The organism is Brevundimonas sp. R86498, from assembly GCF_044598075.1.
Lineage (GTDB): Bacteria > Pseudomonadota > Alphaproteobacteria > Caulobacterales > Caulobacteraceae > Brevundimonas.
Genome location: NZ_CP139004.1, coordinates 291,054 through 314,188, shown reverse-complemented (window position 1 = coordinate 314,188; position 23,135 = coordinate 291,054). Strand labels below are relative to the sequence as shown.

At 67.2% G+C, this 23,135-nt stretch carries 16 protein-coding genes; 11 read left to right on the top strand and 5 right to left on the bottom strand.

Annotated features, from left to right (window positions below):
- Window positions 1–35 precede the first annotated feature (35 nt).
- The 7 genes from addB (at window position 36) to rplS (ending at window position 11,924) form a co-directional block, all read left to right on the top strand.
- Window positions 36–3,098 carry a double-strand break repair protein AddB gene (gene addB / locus SJY26_RS01620; RefSeq protein WP_396594423.1) on the top strand — a complete coding sequence of 1,021 codons (3,063 nt, stop codon included), beginning with the start codon at window positions 36–38 and terminating at the stop codon, window positions 3,096–3,098.
- The gene (addA, locus tag SJY26_RS01615) at window positions 3,095–6,607 is read left to right on the top strand and encodes a double-strand break repair helicase AddA (protein WP_396594422.1); all 3,513 of its coding nucleotides are present in this window, start codon (window positions 3,095–3,097) and stop codon (window positions 6,605–6,607) included. The genes addB and addA overlap by 4 nt, the downstream gene beginning before the upstream one ends.
- Window positions 6,608–6,792: 185 nt before the next feature.
- Window positions 6,793–8,082 (top strand): RNA-directed DNA polymerase, encoded by a 1,290-nt coding sequence (locus SJY26_RS01610; protein WP_396594421.1) that lies wholly within the window; start codon window positions 6,793–6,795, stop codon window positions 8,080–8,082.
- Between the two features lie 370 nt (window positions 8,083–8,452).
- Window positions 8,453–10,018, top strand: coding sequence for a DNA polymerase (locus SJY26_RS01605; RefSeq protein WP_396594420.1), 1,566 nt, complete (start codon window positions 8,453–8,455; stop codon window positions 10,016–10,018).
- Between the two features lie 295 nt (window positions 10,019–10,313).
- Complete coding sequence (trxA, locus tag SJY26_RS01600; RefSeq protein WP_396594419.1) at window positions 10,314–10,649, top strand: thioredoxin; 336 nt, start codon at window positions 10,314–10,316, stop codon at window positions 10,647–10,649.
- A 116-nt stretch (window positions 10,650–10,765) separates the two neighbouring features.
- Entirely contained in the window at window positions 10,766–11,491 is a 726-nt protein-coding gene (trmD, locus tag SJY26_RS01595) for a tRNA (guanosine(37)-N1)-methyltransferase TrmD (protein WP_396594418.1), read from the top strand.
- A gap of 4 nt (window positions 11,492–11,495) precedes the next feature.
- Window positions 11,496–11,924 carry a 50S ribosomal protein L19 gene (gene rplS / locus SJY26_RS01590; RefSeq protein WP_305640102.1) on the top strand — a complete coding sequence of 143 codons (429 nt, stop codon included), beginning with the start codon at window positions 11,496–11,498 and terminating at the stop codon, window positions 11,922–11,924.
- Window positions 11,925–11,983: 59 nt separating this feature from the next.
- Here the strand turns inward: rplS and SJY26_RS01585 are convergent, their stop codons facing one another.
- The 4 genes from SJY26_RS01585 to kduD form a co-directional block, all read right to left on the bottom strand.
- Window positions 11,984–12,697, bottom strand: coding sequence for a LamG domain-containing protein (locus SJY26_RS01585; RefSeq protein ID WP_396594417.1), 714 nt, complete (start codon window positions 12,695–12,697; stop codon window positions 11,984–11,986).
- Window positions 12,697–14,343, bottom strand: coding sequence for a pectate lyase (locus tag SJY26_RS01580; protein ID WP_396594416.1), 1,647 nt, complete (start codon window positions 14,341–14,343; stop codon window positions 12,697–12,699). Before SJY26_RS01580 ends, SJY26_RS01585 begins: the two co-directional genes overlap by 1 nt.
- Before the next feature lie 90 nt (window positions 14,344–14,433).
- Window positions 14,434–15,465: a sugar kinase gene (locus SJY26_RS01575; RefSeq protein ID WP_396594415.1), complete on the bottom strand. Its 1,032-nt coding sequence runs from the start codon at window positions 15,463–15,465 to the stop codon at window positions 14,434–14,436.
- Between the two features lie 20 nt (window positions 15,466–15,485).
- The gene (gene kduD, locus SJY26_RS01570) at window positions 15,486–16,247 is read right to left on the bottom strand and encodes a 2-dehydro-3-deoxy-D-gluconate 5-dehydrogenase KduD (RefSeq protein ID WP_396594414.1); all 762 of its coding nucleotides are present in this window, start codon (window positions 16,245–16,247) and stop codon (window positions 15,486–15,488) included.
- 143 nt (window positions 16,248–16,390) lie between these two features.
- Between kduD and SJY26_RS01565 the strand changes: the two genes are divergently transcribed.
- Complete coding sequence (locus SJY26_RS01565; RefSeq protein WP_396594413.1) at window positions 16,391–17,026, top strand: RpiB/LacA/LacB family sugar-phosphate isomerase; 636 nt, start codon at window positions 16,391–16,393, stop codon at window positions 17,024–17,026.
- A gap of 33 nt (window positions 17,027–17,059) precedes the next feature.
- Here the strand turns inward: SJY26_RS01565 and SJY26_RS01560 are convergent, their stop codons facing one another.
- Window positions 17,060–18,124 (bottom strand): LacI family DNA-binding transcriptional regulator, encoded by a 1,065-nt coding sequence (locus SJY26_RS01560; protein WP_396594412.1) that lies wholly within the window; start codon window positions 18,122–18,124, stop codon window positions 17,060–17,062.
- Between the two features lie 214 nt (window positions 18,125–18,338).
- Between SJY26_RS01560 and SJY26_RS01555 the strand changes: the two genes are divergently transcribed.
- The 3 genes from SJY26_RS01555 (at window position 18,339) to scpA (ending at window position 23,135) form a co-directional block, all read left to right on the top strand.
- Window positions 18,339–19,142 carry a 2-keto-4-pentenoate hydratase gene (locus tag SJY26_RS01555; RefSeq protein WP_396594411.1) on the top strand — a complete coding sequence of 268 codons (804 nt, stop codon included), beginning with the start codon at window positions 18,339–18,341 and terminating at the stop codon, window positions 19,140–19,142.
- Between the two features lie 460 nt (window positions 19,143–19,602).
- Window positions 19,603–20,994, top strand: a complete 1,392-nt coding sequence (locus SJY26_RS01550) for a methylmalonyl-CoA mutase family protein (RefSeq protein ID WP_396594410.1) — start codon at window positions 19,603–19,605, stop codon at window positions 20,992–20,994.
- The gene (scpA, locus tag SJY26_RS01545; protein ID WP_396594409.1) at window positions 20,991–23,135 is read left to right on the top strand and encodes a methylmalonyl-CoA mutase; all 2,145 of its coding nucleotides are present in this window, start codon (window positions 20,991–20,993) and stop codon (window positions 23,133–23,135) included. The genes SJY26_RS01550 and scpA overlap by 4 nt, the downstream gene beginning before the upstream one ends.

Sequence of the window (23,135 nt, the reverse complement as noted above, 5' to 3'; positions counted from 1 at the left end):
GGTCCCCGCTTTTGCGGGGATGAGCGGATCCGGACATGACCCCCTTCAACCCGTTCGCGGGCCCCGGACCCCGCTGGTTCTCCATCCCGGCCCACCGGCCCTTCCTCGAGGATCTGGCCGCCGGTGTGCTGGACTGGCTGGGCGACCATCCGCCCGAGGCCCTGTCCGACGCCACCATTCTCCTGCCCAACCGCCGCGCCGCCCGCGCCTTCACCGCGGCTCTCGCCACCCTCTCGGGCGACCGCCCCGTCCTCCTGCCCCAGGTCCGGCCGCTGGGCGATCTGGAGGAGGACGAGCCCCCCTTCACCCCCGGCGAACTGGGTCTCGACCTGCCCCCCGCCATCGCCCCCCTGACCCGCCGGTTCGAGATGGCGCGGATGATCGTCGAGGACTTCGCCCCCGGCCTGTCGCCGCTCCGCGCCCTGGAGCTGGCTGACGGCCTCGGCGGCTTTCTCGATTCCTGCCACATCGAGGAGGTCGAGGACCCGGCCCGCATCGCCACCCTGGTCGAGGGCGATCTGGCCGAACACTGGCAGGCCTCGTCCGAGTTTCTGGGCCTCGCCGTCCATGCCTGGCCGAAGCGGCTGGAGGGCATGGGGCTGGTCGACGCGTCTTGGCGCCGGACGCGGTTGCTGCGCCTGCTGGCCGAGCGCTGGACCGACCATCCTCCCGCCGGCCCGGTCATCGCCGCCGGCTCCACCGGCACGGTCAAGGCCGCCGCCGATGTGCTCCGCGCCGTCGCGGCCGGTCCCCAGGGCTGTGTCGTCCTGCCCGGTCTCGATCTCGACCTGACCGAGGCGGCGTGGGGCGCGATCGACGAACAGCATCCCCAGAGCGCGATGAAACGCCTGCTCTCCCGCGCCGGGATCGAACGCGACGCGGTCCGTCCGTGGTTCCGCCGTCCCGCCGATCCGGCGGTCGAGGCGGGGGGTCTGGCCCGCCAGCGGCTGGTCAATGAGGCCCTGCGCCCCGCCGACGCCACCGCCGACTGGCGCGCCGAGATCGCCCGTCTGCGTGCCGAGGCGGCCGCCGCCGGCATCGCCCGCGACCCCATCGCGCTGGGCCTCGAAGGCCTGTCGGTGGTCACCGCCCACGCCGAGGAAGACGCCGCCGCCACCATCGCCCTGATGATGCGCGAGACGCTGGAAACTCCGGGACGCACCTGCGCCCTCGTCACGCCGGATCTGGCGCTGGGCCGCCGCGTTGCCGCCCGGCTGGAGCGCTGGGGCGTGGTCGCCGACAGCTCCTCCGGCACCGGTCTGGACCGGATGCCCGTCGGGGTGCTGGTCGATCTCGCCGCCCGTTTCATCGTCGATCCGCTCCGGCCCCAGACGGTGCTGGGCCTGATCAAACACGCCCTGACCGTCCTGCCCGAAGCCACGCCCCAGGCCGTGACCGCGCTGGAAGCCACCGCCTTCCGCGGCCCCCGCACCCGGACCTGGGCCACCATCGAGGTCCGGCTGGCCGGGGCCGGCGAACCCCGCCGCGACGGCCGGCCGCCCTCCGACGCTACCCTCGCCCGTCTGGCTGCCGCCGCGTCCCTTGCTGCCCGGCTCCAGACCCTCGGCGAGACCGCCCGCGCCGCCTTCACGCCCGAGGCCCCGCTGGATGTCGCAGCCCGCGCCCTGACCACCCTGATCGAGTCCCTCGCCGGTCTCGAAGTCTGGTCCGGCCCGGACGGGGAGGCGGCCGCCGCCCTCCTGTCCCAGCTGATCGAGGGCGGAGCGTCGCTGGGCGCGGTCTCCCGCGAGGACTTCGCCGAACTGGTCCGCACCCTGCTGCAGGCCGAGACGGTCCGCACCGGCGGGGCCACCCATCCGACCCTGCGCATTCTCGGGGCCATCGAGGCCCGGCTGGTGCGCGCCGACCGGATGATCCTGGCCGGGCTGGAGGAGGGCGTCTGGCCCCAGGGTGCCCCCATCGACCCCTTCCTGTCGCGCCCCATGCGCCAGACCCTCGGCCTGCCCCCGCCCGAGCGCCGCGTCGGCCAGACCGCCCAGGACTTCGTCCAGGCCGCCTGCGCGCCGGAAGCCATATTGATCCACTCCGACCGGCGCGGCGGCCAGCCCGCCGTGCGGTCGCGCTGGCTGTGGCGGCTGGAAATGCTGACCCGCGGCGCCCACGACCCCGACAACGACGCGCCGGTCGAGATCGACCGCCCCTCCGCCGCCCTCGCCGCCGCTCGCGCCCTCGACGCCCCGCGCCCGGGGGAGGGCGGTCTGGCCCCCCGTCCGGCCCCCAGGCCCCCGGTCGCCCGCCGCCCCCGCAGACTGCCCGTCACCGGGGTCGAGCGCTGGGTCCGCGATCCCTATGCCGTCTATGCCCGCTACGTCCTGAACCTGAAGTCCATGGACCGCCCCGACCAGTCGGCCGAGGCTCTGCTGCGCGGTCAGGCCATCCACCGCGCCGTCGAGCGCCTGACCCTGTCCTGGCCCGACGTCCTGCCCGACGACTGCGAGGACCAGATCGCCGACCTCCTGCATGAGGAGCTGACCCGTCACGGCTTCGAGGACGCCGCCATGGCCCGTGAACGGCCGCTGGCCCGCAACGCCGCCCGCTGGCTGGCCGGGTTCGAACTGCGCCGCCGCGCCAGGGGCATCGTCATCCGGGTCGAGGAGGAGGTCGCCCTGACCTTCGACGCGCCGGCCGGCCCCTTCACCCTGACCGCCAAGGCCGACCGCATCGAACTGTCCGCGACCGGCGCCGCCATCCTCGACTTCAAGACCGGGACGGTCCCCTCGGCCAAACAGGTCAAATCCCATTTCGCCCCCCAGCTGACCCTGACCGGGGCCATCCTCGCCGAAGCCGGCCTGTCCGACACCGGCCCGGTCGAGCCCGAGGAACTGACCTATGTCCGCGTCGTGGGCCGCAAGGTCGCCGGCGAACAGGCCGTCCGCGCCTCCGGCCCCGAGGCCGCCGACCTGTCGCGCGCCGCCCTCGCCGGCCTCAAGGCCCGCATCGCCCGGTTCGACCTGCCGACCACGCCCTACCCCAGCTGGGTCGCGCCCCAGTTCATGGGCAATTTCGGCGGCAACTACGACCACCTCGCCCGGGTCTGGGAATGGCATGTCGCCGGGGCCGAGGAGCCCGAGGCATGAGCCCCGCCCCCGCCGTCCAGATCCTGCCCGATCCCGCCCAGATCGCCGCCGCCGACCCCGGCCGCTCGGTCTTCGTCACCGCCAACGCCGGCTCGGGCAAGACCTCGACCCTCGTCGACCGCGTCGCCCGTCTGCTGCTGGAGGAGGTCCAGCCCGGCGAGATCCTGTGCGTCACCTACACAAAGGCCGCCGCCGCCGAGATGCAGGCCCGGCTGTTCGACCGCCTCGGCGCCTGGGCGGTCATGGACGACCGCGCCCTGTCGACGTCGCTGGCCGACCTCGACGGCCGCGACCCCGCCACCCTCTCGGGTGGGGACCTGTCCCGGGCCCGCAAACTGTTCGCCAAGGCGCTGGACACCCCCGGCGGCCTCAAGATCCAGACCCTGCACGCCTTCTGCGAAAAGCTGCTGCGCCGCTTCCCGCTGGAGGCCGGCGTCACCCCCGGCTTCACCGTGCTGGAGGACCAGGCCGCCGCCGCCCTGTCCCATGCCGCCCGCGAGGATCTGGCCCGCGCCGCCCTGGCCGATCAGGACGGCCCCATCGGCCGGGCCTATGCCCATTTCGCCGTCGAGCTGGACTTCCGCGCCTTTGAGGCCCTCCTGGCCCGGATCGAACAGGACCGCGTCCGCCTGCTCGACTATATCGCCCGCGCCGAAGCGGGCCACGCCCCCGACCCGTACACCCTCGCCGGCGCCAGCCCCGACCGCGACGTCGCCACCCTCCAGTCCGACTTCGTCCGCTTCCTCGACCGCGACCAGTGGCTGGCCGTCGCCGAACAGATGGAGACCGGCGGCACCGACGACATAAAATGCGCCGAGCGCATGCACACCGCCGACTGGACCTTCCCCGGCATCGCCGGCGTCTTCCTCACCGACGGCAAGCTGCGCAGCCGCATCGCCACCAGCAAGGCCCCCGCGTTTGCCCGCGACTGGCTCACCAGCCTCCAGGCAAAGGTCGGTGCCACCCTTGGCGAAGTGCGCAAGGCCCGGGTGGCCGAGGACACCGTCCAGGTCCTGACCCTCGCCCGCGCCCACGGGGCCCTCTACGACCAGGCCAAGGCCGCCCGGGGCGCGCTCGATTTCGGCGACCTCGTCGACCGCACCGTCGCCCTGCTGACCGTCCGCGCCAGCGCCGCCTGGGTCCTCTACAAGCTGGACGGCGGGGTCGAGCATGTCCTCATCGACGAGGCCCAGGACACCGCCCCCGAACAGTGGGACATCATCCGCGCCCTGACCGAGGGCTTCTTCGCCGGGGCGGGCTCGCGCCGCTTCGGGGCCGGCCGGGTCGAGCGCACCGTCTTCGCCGTCGGCGACGAGAAACAGTCCATCTATTCCTTCCAGGGCGCCCGGCCCGAGCGCCTGCGTCAGGAGGCCCAGCGCTACGACACCCTGGTGCGCGGGGCCGGCTTCCGCTTCGAGGGCATCGACCTCATCACCTCCTTCCGCTCGACGCCCGAGGTCCTCCAGTTCGTCGACGCCGTCTTCGCCGGCCCCGAACGCACCCGCTCGCTCGTCGGTGAGGAGCTGGGGGCCATCCCGCCCCACATCGCCAAACGCACCGAAGACCACGGCTGCGTCGACCTCTGGCCCCTCTATGAGGACGAAAAGCCGCCCGAGCGCGACGCCTGGGACGACCCTTTGGATCAGGAACCCGTCCAGAGTGCCCGGAAACGCCTCGCCGCCGACCTCGCCCGCGAGATCCGCCGTCAGGTCGAGACCGGCGTCGCCGTCCAGGACCGCCGCACCCGCGCCCTCCGCCCCTGCGGCTACGGCGACTTCCTCATCCTCGTGCGCCGCCGCGACGCCACCTTCGAGGAGATCATCCGGGCCCTGAAGGCCGCCGGCGTCCCCGTCGCGGGGGCCGACCGGCTGAAACTGTCGTCCCACATCGCCTTCGACGACCTGATCGCGCTCGGCCGTTTCGCCCTCTATCCCGAGGACGACCTGACGCTGGCCGGCCTCCTGCGCAGCCCCCTGTGCGACGTCGCCGACTTCGGCCCGCCCGACAGCCTGTATGAGCTGGCCGGCGCCGACCCCAAACGCCCCGGCCTGTGGCGCACGCTCAGGGACCGCGCCGCCGAACACCCCGCCTGGGCCCGCGCCCGCGACCTGCTGGCCTTCGCCATAGACCAGCGCGGCCGCGACCCCTTCGCCTTCTTCTCGGCCCTGCTCAACCGCGTCGACGACACCGGCCGCTCGGGCCGCGCCCGGCTGCTGGCCCGTCTGGGTCGCGAGGCGGAAGAGGCCATCGACGAGACCCTCAACCAGATCCTCGCCGCCGAACAACGCGGCGGTCTGGACCTCGAGACCTGCCTGTCGCTCCTCGAGGCCGCCGATGTCGAGGTCAAGCGCGAGCTGGAGGGCGCCCGCCACGAGGTCCGGGTCATGACCGTCCACGGCTCCAAGGGGCTGGAGGCCCCGGTGGTCATCCTCCCCGACACCACCGCCCGCGCGAAGGCGCAAGGCCCCACCCTCATGCCCGTCACGCTTGAGGACGGCAGCGAGGCCTGGCTGATGTGCCCCGGCTCGGAAAAGGAGGACTGTGAGGCCTCCCTCGCCGTCCGCACCGCGCGTCAGGGCCGCGTCGATGACGAGACCCTGCGCCTCCTCTATGTCGCCCTGACCCGCGCCCGCGACCGCCTCATCCTGCTGGGTCGCGCCTCGGGTCGCGGCAAGACCGGGTTCGAGGAGGGCAGCTGGTGGTCGGTCCTCGCCGCCACCTTCGAACAGCTGAAGGACCAGGCCCCGGGTCAGGTCCGCGACCTCGGCGACGGCCGCCTGCGCTATGGCGTGGACCCGGACGTCCCCGGCCCCGCCGCCACGACCGCCGATGCCACGGCCTCAGCCCTGCCCGACTGGGCCCGCACCCGGCCCCCCGCCGACCCTTCCGCCCGCCCCGTCTCGCCCTCGCGCCTCGCGGGTCTGAAGGCCGGCGCCGCCCCCTCGCCCCTGGCCACCGTCCCGGCCCCGGGCACCGAGGGCGCACAGGCCCCCCTCGGCCGCTTCCGCCGCGGCGACCTGATCCACCGCCTGCTGGAGCGCCTGCCCGAGATCGCGCCCGCCGCCCGCACGGGCGCCGCCACCCGCCTGTTGGCCCGCGAGCGCGACCTGTCCGGGGCCCAGCGCGCCGAGATGATCACCGCCGCCCTGGGCGTCCTCACCGACCCCCGCTTCGCCCCCGTCTTCGGCCCCGGCTCCCGCGCCGAGGTCGCCCTGACCGGCGGGGCCCCCGCGCTCGGCCCCGGCGTGGTCATCGACGGCCGGCTGGACCGTCTGGTCGTCACCCCCGACCGCGTCCTGGTCGTCGACTACAAGACCAACCGCCCCGCCCCCGCCCGCATCCAGGACGCCGACCCCGCCTACCTCACCCAGATGGCCGCCTATGTCGCGGTCCTCACCCGCCTCTACCCCGACCGCCCGGTCGAGGCCGCCCTGGTCTGGACCGACGGCCCCAGCCTCATGCCGGTGCCGGGGGCGTTGATGGATGAGGCGCTGAAGGGGGTGGGGTAGGGGGGCATTGGTCGGCTGACCGGCGGTTTCGGACGTAGGTACCTTGCCGACGCTCAGACACTCGCGGGTGCAAAAAGCTGCTCCTTGACAGATTGCACAGGATAAATGGCCCTCAAGCCTTGAGGAGGTATATGCATTGTTATGATCGGGAAGAGGGGCTGCCGTTGCTGTCAATTCATCATCAAGTGGCCGACGACTCCGATCACTCGCTGCACCCGTCCTTTTGGGAGAAGGGCCAAGCCCTTGGCTTCCCGATCCAGTTCGACCTCGTGCTCAAGCATCTCAGACAGGACATGAGGGACGACTGGTATTTCGACTGCCTGAACTATGACGATCTCTTTAAGAACCCTGCCGATACAAAGCGTGTCATCATGTCCCTTCTTCATGAATGGAACGGCGTATACCGAGGTACCCGCAGCGTAGTTCGAAATATTCCTAAGAAAGGATACGGCGAACGTTATGGCCTAGAGACGGATTTCTTTGATCGTTTTCTGTATCAATCGATCTGTAGTTTCTTGATTCCCTTCTATGATCCGATTCTGGATCATAGGGTTCTGAGTTACAGGCACGATCCAGCGCCATTGAGCGCAAAGTATCTGTTCAAAAACAAGATCGATCGTTGGTTCACGTTCGAGGGAGTGACTCTCACATTTGTTAGGGCCAATCGGTATTTGCTCGTTACTGATGTAAGTAACTTCTTCGAGAACATTTCGCGCGCTCAAGTTACAGCTGCGCTGGAACGTGCGATCCCTGATATTGTGGCTACCGGTCCCGAGAAGCTCCAGATTCGCAACGCTATCGGCACATTGGATCGGCTTCTGGCGCAGTGGACGTTCAGCGGTGATCACGGTCTCCCACAGAACCGGGATGCCTCAGCCTTCCTTTCCAACATTCTACTGTCTTGCGCCGACAGAGGGATGGCCGAAAAGGGCTATGACTATTACAGATACGTTGATGACATCCGCGTTTTGGCTGACACCGAAATTCAGGCTAGGCGCGCCCTTCAGGACCTCATAAGAGAACTCCGGAAGGTTGGTTTGAACATAAATGCCAGTAAGACGGATATCCTGCCGCCAAACGCGGCGAGCGAGACGCTTGCAAAGTATTTTCCATCTCAGGACAGTTCAACCATTGCCATAAATCAAATGTGGCAATCTCGAAGTCGACGAATCGTTACTAGGTCAGTGGCTTACATTTTTGAAATTCTAACCAAGTGCATTGAGGCAGGGGACACGCAGACAAGACAGTTTCGATTTGCTGTTAACCGGGTCGCCCAGATTGTGGACTCGGGCCTATTCGACGTCGGTGATGCCTTATCAACGACTCTCCTAGACACGCTTTCTCGTTCGTTGTCAGAGCATGCCGTGTCAACTGATCAATATTGTCGGCTGATATCTACTCTCGACCGGGACGGAAGGTGTCTTCCTGCGCTTGAGGCCTTCCTTTTGGCAGAAGAGGGTGCCATCCACGACTAGCAGAACTACCATATTTGGATGCTGCTTGGAACAAAGAGATATCGATCTGACAAGCTGGTCGAGCTTGCCGATCGAAAACTCAGTGAGGACATGAAGTCGGGCGAGGCCGCGTCAATCTTGATCTGGCTACGGTGTGTTGAGGAAACTGCACTTATCACAAGATGTTTCGACAAGTTTGATCAGCTGCCGTATCAGAATGCGCGGTATCTTCTGATCGCTTCTTCATCCATGACTAACGATGAGCTGAAGCCGCTTCATGGCAAGGTTTCAACTGCTCTAAAGGGGACAGGGGAGAGAGCAGAACGATATGCGAACGCTGAGGGTCTTCCCTTTTCTGTTAGAGATAGGCCTGACCTTTTAAATCTGGTCGATGAAGTTAGTGAATATGATTGAAATGGAGTCAAAAGTATTCCTGTTTATCAAGGATTTCACCGGGCGTGGGTCGGATTCATTCTATTGGTTCGACGGCGAGAAACTGAGCGAGACGGACCCCAACGACATTGTTTCCTTTCGGGGTGCTGTTGTGTGTCACGATTTCTGGATGATACGGGACGTATTGTTTGACAAGACGGGAGCACTCCCGAATGTTGTCATTGATCTCGATGAGTTCCGCATATCTACCAGCGGGATTCCTGGCGATAGGCTCGCGCGCGAGAAACACGATATCACGGATGCACTGGAGCGGTACGGTGCCGAGCCGGAGGTGTGCTCCGCTTATAAGCGTATGTTCAACAAGGGCATACCGTTCGATCTCGAGATCGCGACGAAGGCGGCAGTCGCGCTAGCCCGCATGTTTCTAGACCTGCGGGCGCAGGCGGACGGCAACGGTGAAGCTGAGCAATTCTTCAAAATCGAAGTGCCCGTCTACCGCCTCCTCCAGTCAGCGATGGCCGGCGGCATAACGATTGATGGCCGCCGGCTGTCGAAGATGCGGGCTGAAGCGGAACACGACTACTTTACGTTGTTGAAAAATTATTCTGCAAAGCACGGCATGCCGCTGGAAACCCCAAACAAGTCGGCACTAGAGGAAAAACTGCGTTTGGACGGGTTCGACCTTGATGATGTCTCGATCGAATATCTCCTAGACTACGTCCCGCACGTACGTGACTTCGGTAGCGACACCATAGCGCTACGAGAGGCGGACGCAGCGCGGCGAGTGCTCGGTTCGCTCACCCTTTCGACAAAAAACACGAGACCTGTCTTGGATGTTTTTGGCTCAAGAACATCACGAATTCATATGCGAAGCCCCAGTCTTCAGAACATCCCTAGGAAGTTCCGGGGAATCGTAATCCCGCGCAAAGGTGCCAAGTTGAGCTACGTTGACTTTGACCAATTTGAGGTCGGAATCATGGCGGCTCTCTCTGAGGATGCGGAACTTCTGAAGCTCTATGCCGCTGGTGACATGTACGATTTATTCGCCGCTACACATCTCGGACTGTTGAATAACCGGAAGGCAGCCAAGCAGCTCTTCCTTTCTTATGCGTATGGAATGAGCAGGAAGGCATTGGTTGATGCCGCAGTTTCGCTTGGTGCGGACCGGCCGCAGGCCAAAGCCGCTTTCAAATTGTTCAAGAGCTATGAGCTATGGAAGGAGTCGGTGTACGAGCAATTTCGAGTGAATGGCAGCGTTGCGACGCTCTGTGGCAATCACTACCGCCGTGATGGAAGTGGTGCCCTTTCTGGTAAAGAAAGACGGTCGACCGTTAGTCAGGTCGTTCAGGGCACAGGATCACTTATATTTAAGAAGGCGCTCCTGAGTGTTGGTGATCTAGCTGATGTCACGATTATACTCCCCATGCATGATGCCTTGCTTTTTGAGCATATGTCTGCAGACACGCCTAGCAAGGTCGTAGCTGCGTTCGAAGACGCGATGACGGCCACTCTTGGGGGACGTGTGAGAGGCAAAGCCTCGATCGGTGCGTTTGCTGCTCGCTGAGCGGGTGTTTAGCTGATTGGGCGGATGACCGGCACCGACGATTTGCACAGTTGCGTCGGATCGGGCACGGCTTCACGTGCTTGGTGAAGTGCATTGCTTAGGACGATTCAGGTTCGCTCCGGGAAGCAGGGGGCGACCATCGAGCACATCGATGTTCTTCCACGGATGACCTCCGGCCTGCCGTTTGCTGGACGCCCCCTCCCGTTGATTTCCCCGGGACTCTTCCCACATCCCTTGCCAACATCGGGCGTGGCCGGGTAGACGGCCGCCCGCCCCCGCAGAGAGAGATTTGCCCATGGCTACGGTCAAGGTCACCGACGACAGTTTCGACGCCGACGTGCTGAAGGCCTCCACCCCCGTGCTGGTGGATTTCTGGGCCGAATGGTGCGGGCCGTGCAAGCAGATCGGCCCGGCCCTGGAACAGATCGCCGACGAACTGGCCGGGGCGGTGACTATCGCCAAGATCAACATCGACAATTCGCCCCTGACCCCGTCCAAACTGGGGGTGAAGGGCATTCCCACCCTGATGCTGTTCCGCGACGGCCAGATGGCCTCGATGAAGGTCGGCGCCATGCCCAAGGGCAAGATCCTCGAATGGCTGGCCGAAACCGGCATCACCGCAAAGGCCTGAGGGCGGAAGCTCAGGCGGCGTGTGAAGTGGCCATGTTGAAGTTCGAGTCTTCTCGTCCGCGCTGAAAACTCCAATTTTGATTTTTTGCCGGGGGCACCGGCCCTGAAAGACCGCCGATGCCCTTTGTCGCCACCGTCCTGACCATGTTCCCCGAGGCCTTCCCGGGGCCGCTCGGCGTCTCCCTGATCGGCACGGCTTGGCGCGAGAAGGCCCTGTGGGCACTGGAAACAGTGGACATCCGGGCTTTTTCCGAAGATAAGCGCGGCTTCCTGGACGACACCCCCGCGGGGGGCGGCCCGGGACAGGTATTGAAAGCGGACGTGGTGGCCCGGGCTCTCGACAGCCTTTCCGGCCCGCCCCGGCCGCTTTTGTACATGAGCGCCCGGGGTCGGCCCCTGACCCAGGCGCGCGTTCGGGACTGGGCGCAGGCGGACGGCATCGTCGTCCTGTGTGGCCGGTTCGAGGGGGTGGACCAGCGGGTGCTCGACGCCCGGGGGTTCGAGGAGGTCTCCGTCGGGGACGCGGTGCTCGCCGGTGGCGAGGCGGCGGCCATGGTGGCGATCGAGGCGTGCGTACGACTGATCCCCGGCGTTCTGGGCCAGGCCGAAAGCCTGTCCTCCGAAAGCTTCGAGGACGGTCTTCTGGAGCATCCGCAGTACACGCGACCGCGAACGTTCGAGGGGATCGACATCCCGGAGATCCTGTTGTCCGGCGACCATCGAAAGATGGCCGCCTGGCGTCAGGAACAGCGGGAAGAGACCACGCGGGAGCGACGGCCGGACCTCTGGGCGGCGCATCTCGCCAAATCACAGCTAAGGGGCGCAAAAGCCCGAGGAGAATAGAACCATGGCCAACATCCTTCAGACGCTCGAGGCGGAAGAAAAAGCCCGTCTGATCGCCGTCCGCGCGATCCCGGTCTTCCAGCCCGGCGACACCCTGCGCGTCAACGTCAAGATCAAGGAAGGCGAGCGCGAGCGCGTCCAGGCCTTCGAAGGCGTCTGCATCGCCCGCGCCGGCGGCGGCGTGAACGAGAACTTCACCGTGCGGAAAATCAGCTTCGGCGAAGGCGTGGAGCGGGTCTTCCCGATCCTGTCGCCGAACATCGAATCCATCGAGGTCAAGCGTCGCGGCGTCGTCCGGCGTGCCAAGCTCTATTACCTGCGCGACCGTCGCGGCAAGTCGGCCCGGATCGCCGAACGCCAGACCGTCCGCCCCGCCAAGGGCGCCGTCGTCCCCGTCACCGGCACCGCCGACAAGGCGACCGACGAGGCGTAAGCCTTTCCGGACACTGCGATTTGAAGAGGGCCCCTGCGGAAACGCCGGGGCCTTTTTCTTTACGACGGCCGCACGCCCGTGAACTGGTCCGGCCGCAGGAAGCGCCGGGTAAACCGCGCCTCGGCGATCGCGCCGTTGAAATAGTTGACCCGGTTGATCCGCGTCCCGACCGAGGCCCGCCCGGGCCCCTGGGGCGTGAAGGCCACCGCCGCCTCGCCCTGCAGCACCCCGTCGACGAAGGCCCGATAGGTTGTCCCGTCATAGGTCTGGGCCACGTGGTGCCAGCGGCCGACGGGGTGGCGCTTGTCGGGGAACAGCAGGGTCTGGTTGTAGGTCGGGCCCTTCACGAAGGCGTCCAGCGCCCACTGGTCGCCGTAGACCCGGATCTCGAACAGGAATCGCGTCCCGACCGGGGTCTGGCCGGGGACGAGCGCCTCGTCGGACTGCAGGTGCAGCCAGCGCTGTTCGAACGCCCCGCCGTCGGGCCGGAAAACGGCCTCGAAGGCAAAGGTCGAGGCCCCCGCCAGCGGATGCCGGCCTATGAACAGGGCGTCGTCCACCCCGTCGAACTGCAGCGCGCTCCCGCCGGCCGAGGCCGGTCCCTCGATCCGCAATGGCGCGCCCTCGATGGTCAGCGGGGCGGCCAGCCGGTCGAGGTCTCCGAAACGCCAGACGGTCTGGTCCGCCAGACCCCGCCCGGCCAGCGAGGCGCAGCCGCCCGTGGCGGCCAGACCCGCCGCCCCGCCGCCGATCAGAAGCTGCCGCCGGTCCATCACGCCTGCAGCGCCTCGATCAGGTCGCCCATGTTCTGGATGAAGGTCTGGGTCGAGATGCCCTCAACCGGGAAGTCGGTATTGTAGGGCGAGGTGTCCCACAGGTCGCCGACGCGCGTGGTCTGGTATTCGCCGCCCGTGACCGCCTCCGGGGACGGCCCGATATAGGGGTTGGAGGTGGTGGTCAGCATCGTCGGCCAGTAGCCGCGGTCATTCAGACCCGCGACCAGCTGACCGGCGCGCGAGGCGGCGACGGGGCGGAGCCGCCGCCCCTCGGTGTCCATGTCCCAGATACTGACGTCGCGCAGGGTGAAATATTTCGGCAGGGCCAGGGTGCCGGGCCGGGCCTTCAGCGGCGAGGTGGCGATCACGGCCTCGGGCGACAGGGCTGCGGCCGCTTCGTACTCGGCGCGCAGGGCAGTGGTGTCCAGGTTCCGGAAAGAGCCATAGTGGACGATCAGATTGTTGGGGTTCTCGTCGGCGTAGTAGCGGCCGTTGCGAATGTTCGACCCTCTCCGATGGATATAGACCGGGGTGTTCGAGCCCTCGAGGATGAAGGTCGGATGGGTCCGACCGGGCGCGATCAGATTTTGCGGCGTCTTGACCTGATCCAGCCAGTCCAGCGCCTCGGGCAGGCGGGCCAGGTATTTGCGGTCGCCGGTCAGTTTGTAGAAGCCGATCATCGAGCGGATGTTGGTCGCGGTCGTATGGGTGGCGAAGGCCCGGGGCTCGATGGTCCGGGCCGGGGCCGGCTTCAGGGTGTCGGGATAGTGCTGCAGACCCCAGGCGGGCTGGGGCAGGGGCTGCTGGGTGGCGACGAAGATGTCCATGCCACGCTGGATGGCGTCGACCAGCCGCCGGTCCTTCGAGCCCAGGGTCTGATGGACATAGAGCAGGAACTCGATGTTCTCGCCGGCCACGTCGTCGTTGAAGGTGATGTAGGGGGTGTAGTCGGGGTTGCCGTGCAGCCCGCCCGCGCCCTCGACGAAGGGATAGCGCTGGGGCCAGCCGCCGTTCGGATACTGGGCGTCGAGGACGAACTGGATCGCTCTCTCCAGCGGCGCACGGTACTTGCGCTCCAGCTTCTCGAGATAGACCCGCAGCAGCAGCTGGGACGCCTCGGCGGTGCCCGCGTCGTCGAAGGTGGCGTTGCCGTAGTAGTGCTGGAATTCCTCCAGCCGCCAGGCGTTGCCGCCGACCGTCTGGTACCAGTCCTTCAGGCTCTCCTCGCCCGCCGTATCGATCACGTAGTTCCAGCCACCGCGCGGGTGCTGGCCCGCGATCAGGGCGTCGGCGCAGGCCTTGGCGGCGGTATAGAACTGTTCGTCGCCGGTGGCGTGGTACGCGTCCAGATAGACATGGCCGACCGTGGCCGTTCCCGGCGGCTGGACCCAGATCATGGTCGGTTTGGCCTCCAGCTCGCCCCAGCGGCGCGAGAAGTCGGGCAGGACCTGCCAGACATAACCGCCGCCCACGGCGACCTCGTCGGTCATGAAGGCGGTGGCGCGCTTCATGGTCGCCAGGATGGTGGAGCGGTCGGGCGTTCCCTGAGCCACGACAGGCCCCGCTGCGGTCAGGGAGGCGAGGGCGGCCCCCGAGGCGAGAACGGCACGGCGCGACAGGGACGCAGGCGGAGACGCAGGCATGGGGGGAACTCCGGGTCCGTTTCCTACAGGCGGTTCTGACGACCGCTGGGTCGCACGATACACCGCTGACACCGGTTTCCTAGAGGGCGATCAGCGACGGATGTCGAACCCGTCGGCGGCCATGGCAGACCGCACCTGGGTCTGGTCAAACAGGTTGAAGTCGCCGGGGATTGAATGCTTAAGGCCGGCTGCTGCCAAGCCGAAGGCCAGGGCCTCGTCATTGGACCAGCCGCTCCAGATCCCGAACAGCACGCCGGAGGCAAAGGCGTCGCCGCCGCCGACCCGGTCGATGACCCCGGTCAGCGCGATGGGGGCGGCGTGATGCTCGCCGTCGCGGGTGATCATGACCGCCGACAGAGTCTGGTCCTGAACGCTGTCATTGACGCGCAGGGTGCAGCAGATCCGCTCCAGCGTCGGCCAGGCCTCAAAGGCGGCCTTGGCAGCGGCGCGGCGCCGCTCGGCCGGTTCGGCATGGTCGAAGGACCGGCCCAGCACGAGGGCAAAATCACGATCGTCGGCGAAGGCGAGGCTGGATCCCGCCAACATCTGGCCCAGGATACGCGGCGGATCACCGGCCCATTCGGCCCACAGCTTGCCGCGGAAATTGCCGTCGAAGCTGACCTTGACCCCCGCGGCCGTGGCGGCGGCGATGGCCCCGAGAGCGGCTGCTGAGCCGGAGGGGCCGGTCGCGGGGGTGACGCCCGACAGATGTAGCCACTCGACCTCCTGCAGCAGGCTCGCCCAATCCATGGCTCCGTCGACATGCTGGACGAATGCCGAACCGGCGCGGTCGTAGAGCACCTCCGATGGCCGCCGCACGGCCCCGGGGGTCAGGAAATATAGCCCGATCCGACCGGGTCGGAACTGGACGCCGGCTGTGTCGACCCCGTGCTTGCGGACCTCGTCCCGGGCAGCGTGGCCCAGGGCATTATCGGGCAGGACCGTGGCCAGGGCCGCCGGCGCGCCGTAGCGGGCGAGAGCCACCGCGACATTGGCCTCGGCACCACCGGGCCGGACGGTCATCGCGGGCGACTGCATCAGCAGTTCGCCGTTGTCAGGCGTCAGACGCAGCATCAACTCGCCGAAGCAGAGGATGCGGCCGCGGGCTTTCGATTGGGTCATGCCGTTACGCTAGCCGCTGATCAGCGCGCCAGCCAGCCACCGTCGACCGGGAGTGTGATGCCCTGGACATAGTCGCTGGCCGGACTGGCCAGAAAGACCGCCGCGCCGCCGATGTCGGACGGCTGGCCCCAGCGGCCGGCGGGGATGCGGCCGAGGATCTCTTTCGAGCGGACTGGATCGTCCTGCAGGGCCTGGGTGTTGTCGGTGGCGAAATAGCCGGGGGCGATGGCGTTGGCGTTGATGCCGTGTTTCGCCCATTCATTGGCCATCAGCTTGGTCAGACCGGCCACGCCTGACTTGGACGCCGTGTAGGACGGGACCCGGATGCCGCCCTGATAGGACAGCATCGAGGCCGTGTTGATAATCTTGCCCCGACGGCCGTCGGCGATCATGCGGCGCACAGTGGCCTGGCTGAGGAAGAAGACTGACTTCAGATTGACGTTCATCACGTCGTCCCAGTCGGCTTCGGTGAAATCCACGGCGTCCGCGCGTCGGATGATGCCGGCATTGTTGACCAGGATGTCGACGGGGCCGAGCCCGGCCGTCGCTTCGTCCAGAACGCGCTCGATCGGTTCCATTGAGCCGAGGTCGGCCTGAATGGAGACCGCCTTCACGCCCTTGGCGAGGCACTGGCCAACGGTGTCGTCCGAGGCGCGACGGGCGACTGAGGCGATCGAGGCCCCGGCCTCAGCGAGTGCGAGGGCGATGCCCTGACCGATCCCGGTGTTCCCGCCGGTGACAAGCGCGACCTTACCGGTCAGGTCAAAGTGGCTGACGGGCATCGATTAATCCTGGTTCTGCTGACAAGACATACATGCAGATCATCATGCGAATGATCACTGCGGGTTGTGCCTACTGGTAACCGGTGTCATATCCGCTTGCAAACGATGGCGGCCCCGCCCGGCCAATGCCGAAGAGGAAAATCATGAAAATCGCACTCATCACCGAGAACAGCCAGGCCGCCAAGAACGCCACTATTCACACCGCCCTGACGGCCGTGGCGGAGCCGCTGGGCCATGAGGTCTTCAACTACGGTATGTACACGGCCGAGGACAAGTCCTCGCTGACCTATGTCATGAACGGTATCCTGACGGGGGTTCTGCTCAACTCCGGAGCGGCTGATTTCGTGGTGACGGGATGCGGCACGGGCATGGGCTCCATGCTGGCCTGCAACGCCATGCCCGGAGTGTTCTGCGGCCTGGTGATCGACCCGACCGACGCGTTCCTTTTCGCCCAGATCAATGACGGTAACGCCATCTCGATGCCGTACGCCAAGGGATTCGGATGGGCGGCCGAACTGAACCTGCAAGACGTCTACCGAAAGTTGTTCGAGGGCGAGCGTGGCCTTGGCTATCCCAAGGAGCGCGCAGAGATCATGGCCAAGAATCGCGGCATCCTCAAAACCCTGAAGGACGTCACTTGCCGGGACATGCTGACGGTGCTGCAGAGCGTCGATCAGGATCTGCTGAAGGCAACTGTCGCCGGCGAACGCTTCTCCGAATACTTCTTCGCCAATGCGCGGGACGAGGGGATTCGGAACTACATCAAGGGCATCATCTGATGCGCTCGAAACGGGGCTGAGAGCCTCGCCGCCTCAAGCCTTAAAGGCCGTCGCTGAGTCCCTGACAACCAGCGACGGCAGAACTTCCGGCTGGCCCAGGTCGGCAGGGTCAAGGCCGCGCATCGGGGCCAGAAGGCGCTCGGCGGCCATCCTCCCCATGTCGCGGATCGGCAGCCGCACCGAGGTCAGGTTCGGCCAGACCCGGGAAGCCATGGGCAGATCGTCATAGCCGACGACCGAAAGGTCGCGGGGGATTTCAAGGCCGAGGTCGCGTGCGACCTTGAAGACGCCGAGGGCCATTTCGTCATTGCCGGTGAAGATCGCGGTCGGTCGCGGATCGAGCGCCAGCAGAACCCGGGCGGCGTCGACGCCGGATTCGAACGTATAGGCCCCCTCTGCGACGTAGCGCTCGTCGAGCGTCAATCCGCGCTCGGCAAGGGCCCGGCGAAACCCGCCACCGCGTTCCGCGCTGGAGCGGAACAGAGCGGGTCCGGAGATGAAGCCGATTCGACGATGGCCGAGATCCGCCAGATGGCGACCTGCCTCGGCCGCGCCCAGATGGTCGTTGGTGACGAGCATGGAGCCCGCCGCGTCCAGCGACACCGAGGCGATGCGGACATAGGGGCAGTCGAGATCGCGTAGCACCGCGATGACCCGTTCATCCTCCGACATTGAGGGGGGGAGGATCACCCCGAACAGCTTCTGCCGCTCAACGAAGGTGCGGATGTCGGCGACGACGGTGGGGGCAGTGCGCAGGCAGGGGTGGACGACCAGTTCGAGGCCGGAGCCCCGCAGCGCGTCGAGGACGCCCTGCTGCATATTGACGACGTAGTTGGGGCTGGGGTTGTCGTAGATCATCCCCACGAGGAAGGACCGACGGAAAGCCAGTCCCCGCGCCTGGAGGTCGGGGGTGAACCCCAGATCGGCGATTACGGAGGTAACCCGGATGCGGGTTTCCTCGCGCACAAAGGGCGACTGGTTGATGACCCGCGACACGGTCTTTTTCGAGACCCCGGCAACCCGGGCGACATCGTTGATCGTCGGGCGCTTGCCGGGTCTGTGCCCTGTCGGTGCAACTGTTGCGTCGTCGTCGGTCAAGCTGGATCTCGCGGAGAGAGCCGCAGTCTTACATCCCCCGGGGGTTGGACGCCATGCCATAGCACCGCCAGACAATGCCCTCCCCGAGGGCCGTTGACACCGGTTACCATCCCCTTCAATCATCGGTTTCCGGCGAGAGACCGGCGGATGACATAACAATAGCGGGACGGGACGTGACGGGCATTCATAACCAGCCGGCGGACGCAGCGTGACCATGGCGGACGTTCAGAAACGGGGCGAAGCGGCAGCGGACATTGCGGCGGGTTTTGTCGAGGCGCGCCTGGGGCGGTTCTGCCTGCCGGACTATCCCGGGCAGAAGCCGGTCAGTATGGCGGAGGCCTATGCGACCCAGGAGGTCGCAATCGGCCTGTTCCCGGACGAGATCGTGGCCTGGAAGGTCGGGATGGTACCACCGGCCCAGCAGCCGACGCTGAACGCCCGCCGTCTCGCCGGGCCGGTGTTCCGGCGCAATCTCTGGCTGGCGGGCCCCGATCCCACGGCGCTGCCGGCGATCGTCGGCGGGTTCGCGGCGGTCGAGGCCGAGTTCGTCGCACGCGTCGGGCCGGTCGATCCCCACCAGATGGACTGGACGCTCGAGGAGGCAACGCGCGCCGTCTCGGCCCTGCACATTGGCGTCGAACTGGCGGGCAGTCCCCTGCCAACCATCAATGACCTGGGCTCTGCCGTGGTTGCGTCCGATTTCGGCAACAACGGCGGCCTCGTGCTGGGGCCCGAGATCGAGGACTGGGCCGCCCGGCTGGACGGCATCGAGGTCGAGACGATTATCGACGGTCGCTCCATCGGGACCGGGACGGCCGCCTCCATTCCGGCCGGGATTCTCGAGTCCGTGCGCTTCCTGATCGAGCATCTGGCGCGTCGCGGCCGGCCGGTGGTGGCGGGCACGCTGGTCTCCACGGGCGCGGTCACGGGTGTTCACAGCGTGCCGGTCGGGGCCCGCTCGGTCTGCAGCTTCTCGGGCGTGGGCGAGATCCACTGCGCGGTCGTGGCCGCCGCCTGACCAGAGATTGAGGTCCGGCCTGTCACCGCCTCGGCCGATCTGATCGCCCTGCTGGTCATCCAAATCCTGCCGCCGAGGAACGCCCCGGCGAAGGTCTGAAGCGGCGGGCGACCGGACCGGGGGGCAAGAGTCACCCCTGACTCAAAACAGGGTGACTCAAGGTGACGCCTGAAGAAAAAGCCTGTGATTTCAAGGATGAAATCGGTCTGGAAATGTCACGGTGACGAGATTATGCGAAATTGACAGCCTCCCGACCCATGGCGGGACCGCGTCGGTTCGACCTGTCAAAGACCGGAACGGGACATTGGGATCCGCCCTGTCGTCCGCAACAGGGCGTCGGGAATAAATTCCGGAACGACGTAGCTGGTACGCCCTTTTCACCGGCAGCGCCCCCAAGGCCGGACTGGACGGGGCGGCGGCGCGGTCGCAAAAGGGCCGCCTCGCCATCCCGGAGTTCGCCTTGACCCAGACCTTCCCCATCCCCTCGCCGGCCGACTGGCGCGCGGAGGCCGAGAAGGCGCTGAAGGGACGGCCGCTTGAGGGCCTGATCCATCTGGATGCCGACCATCTGACCACCCGGCCCCTGTATGGCCGGGCCAATGCGACCGAGGCGGTGTTCGCGCCTCGCGCGTCGGACGCCGACGGCCGGGCCTGGGACCTGCGCACCCTGATCGAGGGCGATGAGGCCGGGGCGGTCAATGCGGCGGTGCTGGCGGATCTCGAGGGCGGGGCGGCCTCGATCATCCTGTCGGGCGCGGTGTTGGCCGATTCCGAGCCTCTGGGCCGGGCGCTGGCGGGGGTGGCGCTGGAGCTGGCCCCGGTCGGGCTGGATGGCGGCATCGACGGGCCGGACGCGGCCAATGCGCTGGCGGTCGTGGCCAAAGGTTCGCCGCGCGCGAAGCTGATGTTCCACCTGGACCCGCTGGGGGCCTATGCGACGGCGGGCGGGTCGCCCCGGCCGATCGAGGACCACATCGGTCTGGCCGCCAATACGGCCGCACGCCATGCTGGGGCCTATCCGGAGGCGACTTTCTTTCTGGCCACGGGCCGGGCGGCCCATGAGGCCGGAGCCTCGGCCGGGCAGGAACTGGGTTTCGCCGCCGCCTGTGCGGCAGCCTGTCTGAAGGCGGCGGTTGAGGCGAGCCTGCCGGTCGAGCGGGCCCTTGCCGGCACGGTGCTGGGGGTCAGCGTCGATGCCGAGTATTTCGACAGCCTGGCCCGGGTGCGGGCCCTGCGGCTGATCTGGCGCTCGATCAGCAAGGCCTTCGGTCATGAGACACCGGCGCGAATCGAAGCCCGGTCGTCGCGGCGGATGCTGGCGGCGCGCGATCCGTGGCCCAATCTGTTGCGGCTGACGGCGGCGGGGTTCGCGGGCGCTGTCGGCGGGGCGGATGCGGTGGTGCTGGACGGATTCAGCCGGGCGGCGGGGCGGCCCGACGCCTTTGCCCGTCGCGCGGCCCGCAACACCCAGCTGGTCCTGATGGAAGAGGCGCACATCGGCCGCGTTGCCGATCCGTCGGCCGGTTCCTGGTATCTGGATCATCGCACGCGGGACCTGGCCGAGGCGGGCTGGGCCGAGTTCCAGCGGATTGAGCGGGAGGGCGGGATCATCGCCTCCCTGCGCGGCGGGGCATTTCAGGCGCGGGTGGCTGCGTCGCGGGTGGCGGGCCAGCGCGCGCTCACCGACGGCGGCGGGCAGATCGTGGGTGTAACGAAGTTCGTCGATCCGGACGTGCGGCCGGTGGCGGTCAAGGCGGACCGGTCAGGCGCTCCGGATTGTGGGGGCGATCGATGCGTGCCGCTGGTGCCGATGCGGTGGGCCGAAGCGTTTGAGCAGGAGACGGGCGCATGAGCCTGCCCGATTTCACCAAGGCGAAGCTCGACCTGTCACCGCTGGCCGGCCTGCCGGGGCGGGCGGCGATCCGGACGCCCGAAGGCATCGACATCGCCCCCGTCTATGACGCGGCGGCCATCGCCGATCTCGACTTCACCGACGGCCTGCCCGGGTTCGCGCCGTTCGTGCGCGGGCCCTATCCGACCATGTATGCGTCCAACCCCTGGACCATCCGGCAATATGCGGGCTTCTCGACCGCCGAGGCGTCGAACGCCTTCTACCGGCGCAACCTCGCGGCAGGGCAGAAGGGGCTGTCGATCGCCTTCGATCTGGCCACCCACCGCGGCTACGATTCCGACCATCCGCGCGTCGCCGGCGACGTCGGCATGGCGGGGGTGGCGATCGATTCCATCCTCGACATGCGGACCCTGTTCGACGGTATTCCGCTGGATCAGATGTCGGTGTCGATGACCATGAACGGGGCGGTGCTGCCGATCCTGGCCCTCTATGTCGTCGCGGCCGAGGAGCAGGGTGTGGCCCACGCCGCCCTGACCGGAACCATCCAGAACGACATCCTCAAGGAGTTCATGGTCCGGAACACCTATATCTATCCGCCCGGGCCCTCGATGCGGATCATCGCCGACATCTTCGCCTGGACGGCGCAGGAGACGCCGAAGTTCAACTCCATCTCGATCAGCGGCTATCACATGCAGGAGGCAGGGGCCTCGGCCGATCTGGAGCTGGCCTACACCCTGTCCGACGGGCTGGAATACATCCGGGCGGGCGTCGCCGCCGGCATGGACGTCGACCGGTTCGCGCCGCGCCTCAGCTTCTTCTGGGCCATCGGCATGGACTATTTCATGGAGGTGGCCAAGCTGCGCGCCGGCCGCCTGCTGTGGGCCGAGGCGGTGCAGGCCGAGTTCGCGCCCAGGGACCCGCGCAGCCTGTCGCTACGTGCCCATTGCCAGACCTCGGGCTGGTCGCTGGCGGCCCAGGACGTGTTCAACAATGTGCCCCGCACCATGGTCGAGGCCATGGCAGCGGCGGGCGGCCAGACGCAGTCGCTGCATACCAATTCGCTGGACGAGGCCCTGGCCCTGCCGACGGATTTCTCGGCCCGGATCGCGAGGAACACCCAGCTGCTGCTGCAGATGGAGACCGGGCTGACCCGGGTGATCGACCCGTGGGGCGGCAGCTTTTTCGTGGAGCGGCTGACCCACGAGCTGGCCGAGCGGGCACGGGCCCATATGGCCGAGGTGCGCGCGCTGGGCGGCATGGCGGCGGCGATCGAGGCGGGCGTGCCCAAGCTGCGGATCGAGGAGGCGGCGGCCCGGACGCAGGCGCGGATCGACACCGGCCAGCAGACCGTGGTCGGGGTAAACCGCTATCTGAACGACACGCCCGACGATATCCCGGTGATGAAGGTCGACAACGCCGCCGTGCTGGCGGCCCAGATCGACAAGCTGAAACGCCTGAGGGCCGAACGGGACGAGGCGGCGGTGCAGGCGGCGCTGACCGCCCTGACCGAGGGCGCGCGAGGGTCGGAGAACCTGCTGGAGCTGTGCGTCCGCGCCGGTCGCGCCCATGCGACGGTCGGCGAGATGTCCGACGCGCTGGAGGCCGCCTTCGGCCGGCATGTGGCGACCGTCAAGACGGTGTCGGGGGTCTATGCCCGCGAGGCGGGGACCGATGCGCGCATCAGCCGGGCCCGGGACATGGTCGCCGCCTTCGTCGAGAATGACGGCGGGCCGCCGCGCATCCTGATCGCCAAACTGGGGCAGGACGGGCACGACCGGGGCCAGAAGGTGGTGGCGACGGCCTATGGTGACCTGGGGCTGGACGCCGTGGCCGGGCCGCTGTTCCAGACCCCGGCAGAAGCCGCGCGCGACGCCGTCGCAAACAATGTCCATGTGGTCGGGGCGTCGTCGCTGGCGGCCGGGCACCTGACGCTGGTGCCCGAGCTGAAGGCCGAGCTGGAGAAGCTGGGGCGGCCCGACATCATGATCACTGTGGGCGGGGTGATCCCGCCCGGCGATGTGCAGACCCTGATCGATCTGGGCGCTGCGGCCGTCTATCCGCCCGGCTCGGTCATCGCCGAGACGGCCATCGACCTGATCGAGAAGCTGAACCAACGGCTGGGCTACGCCCAGAAGGCCTGA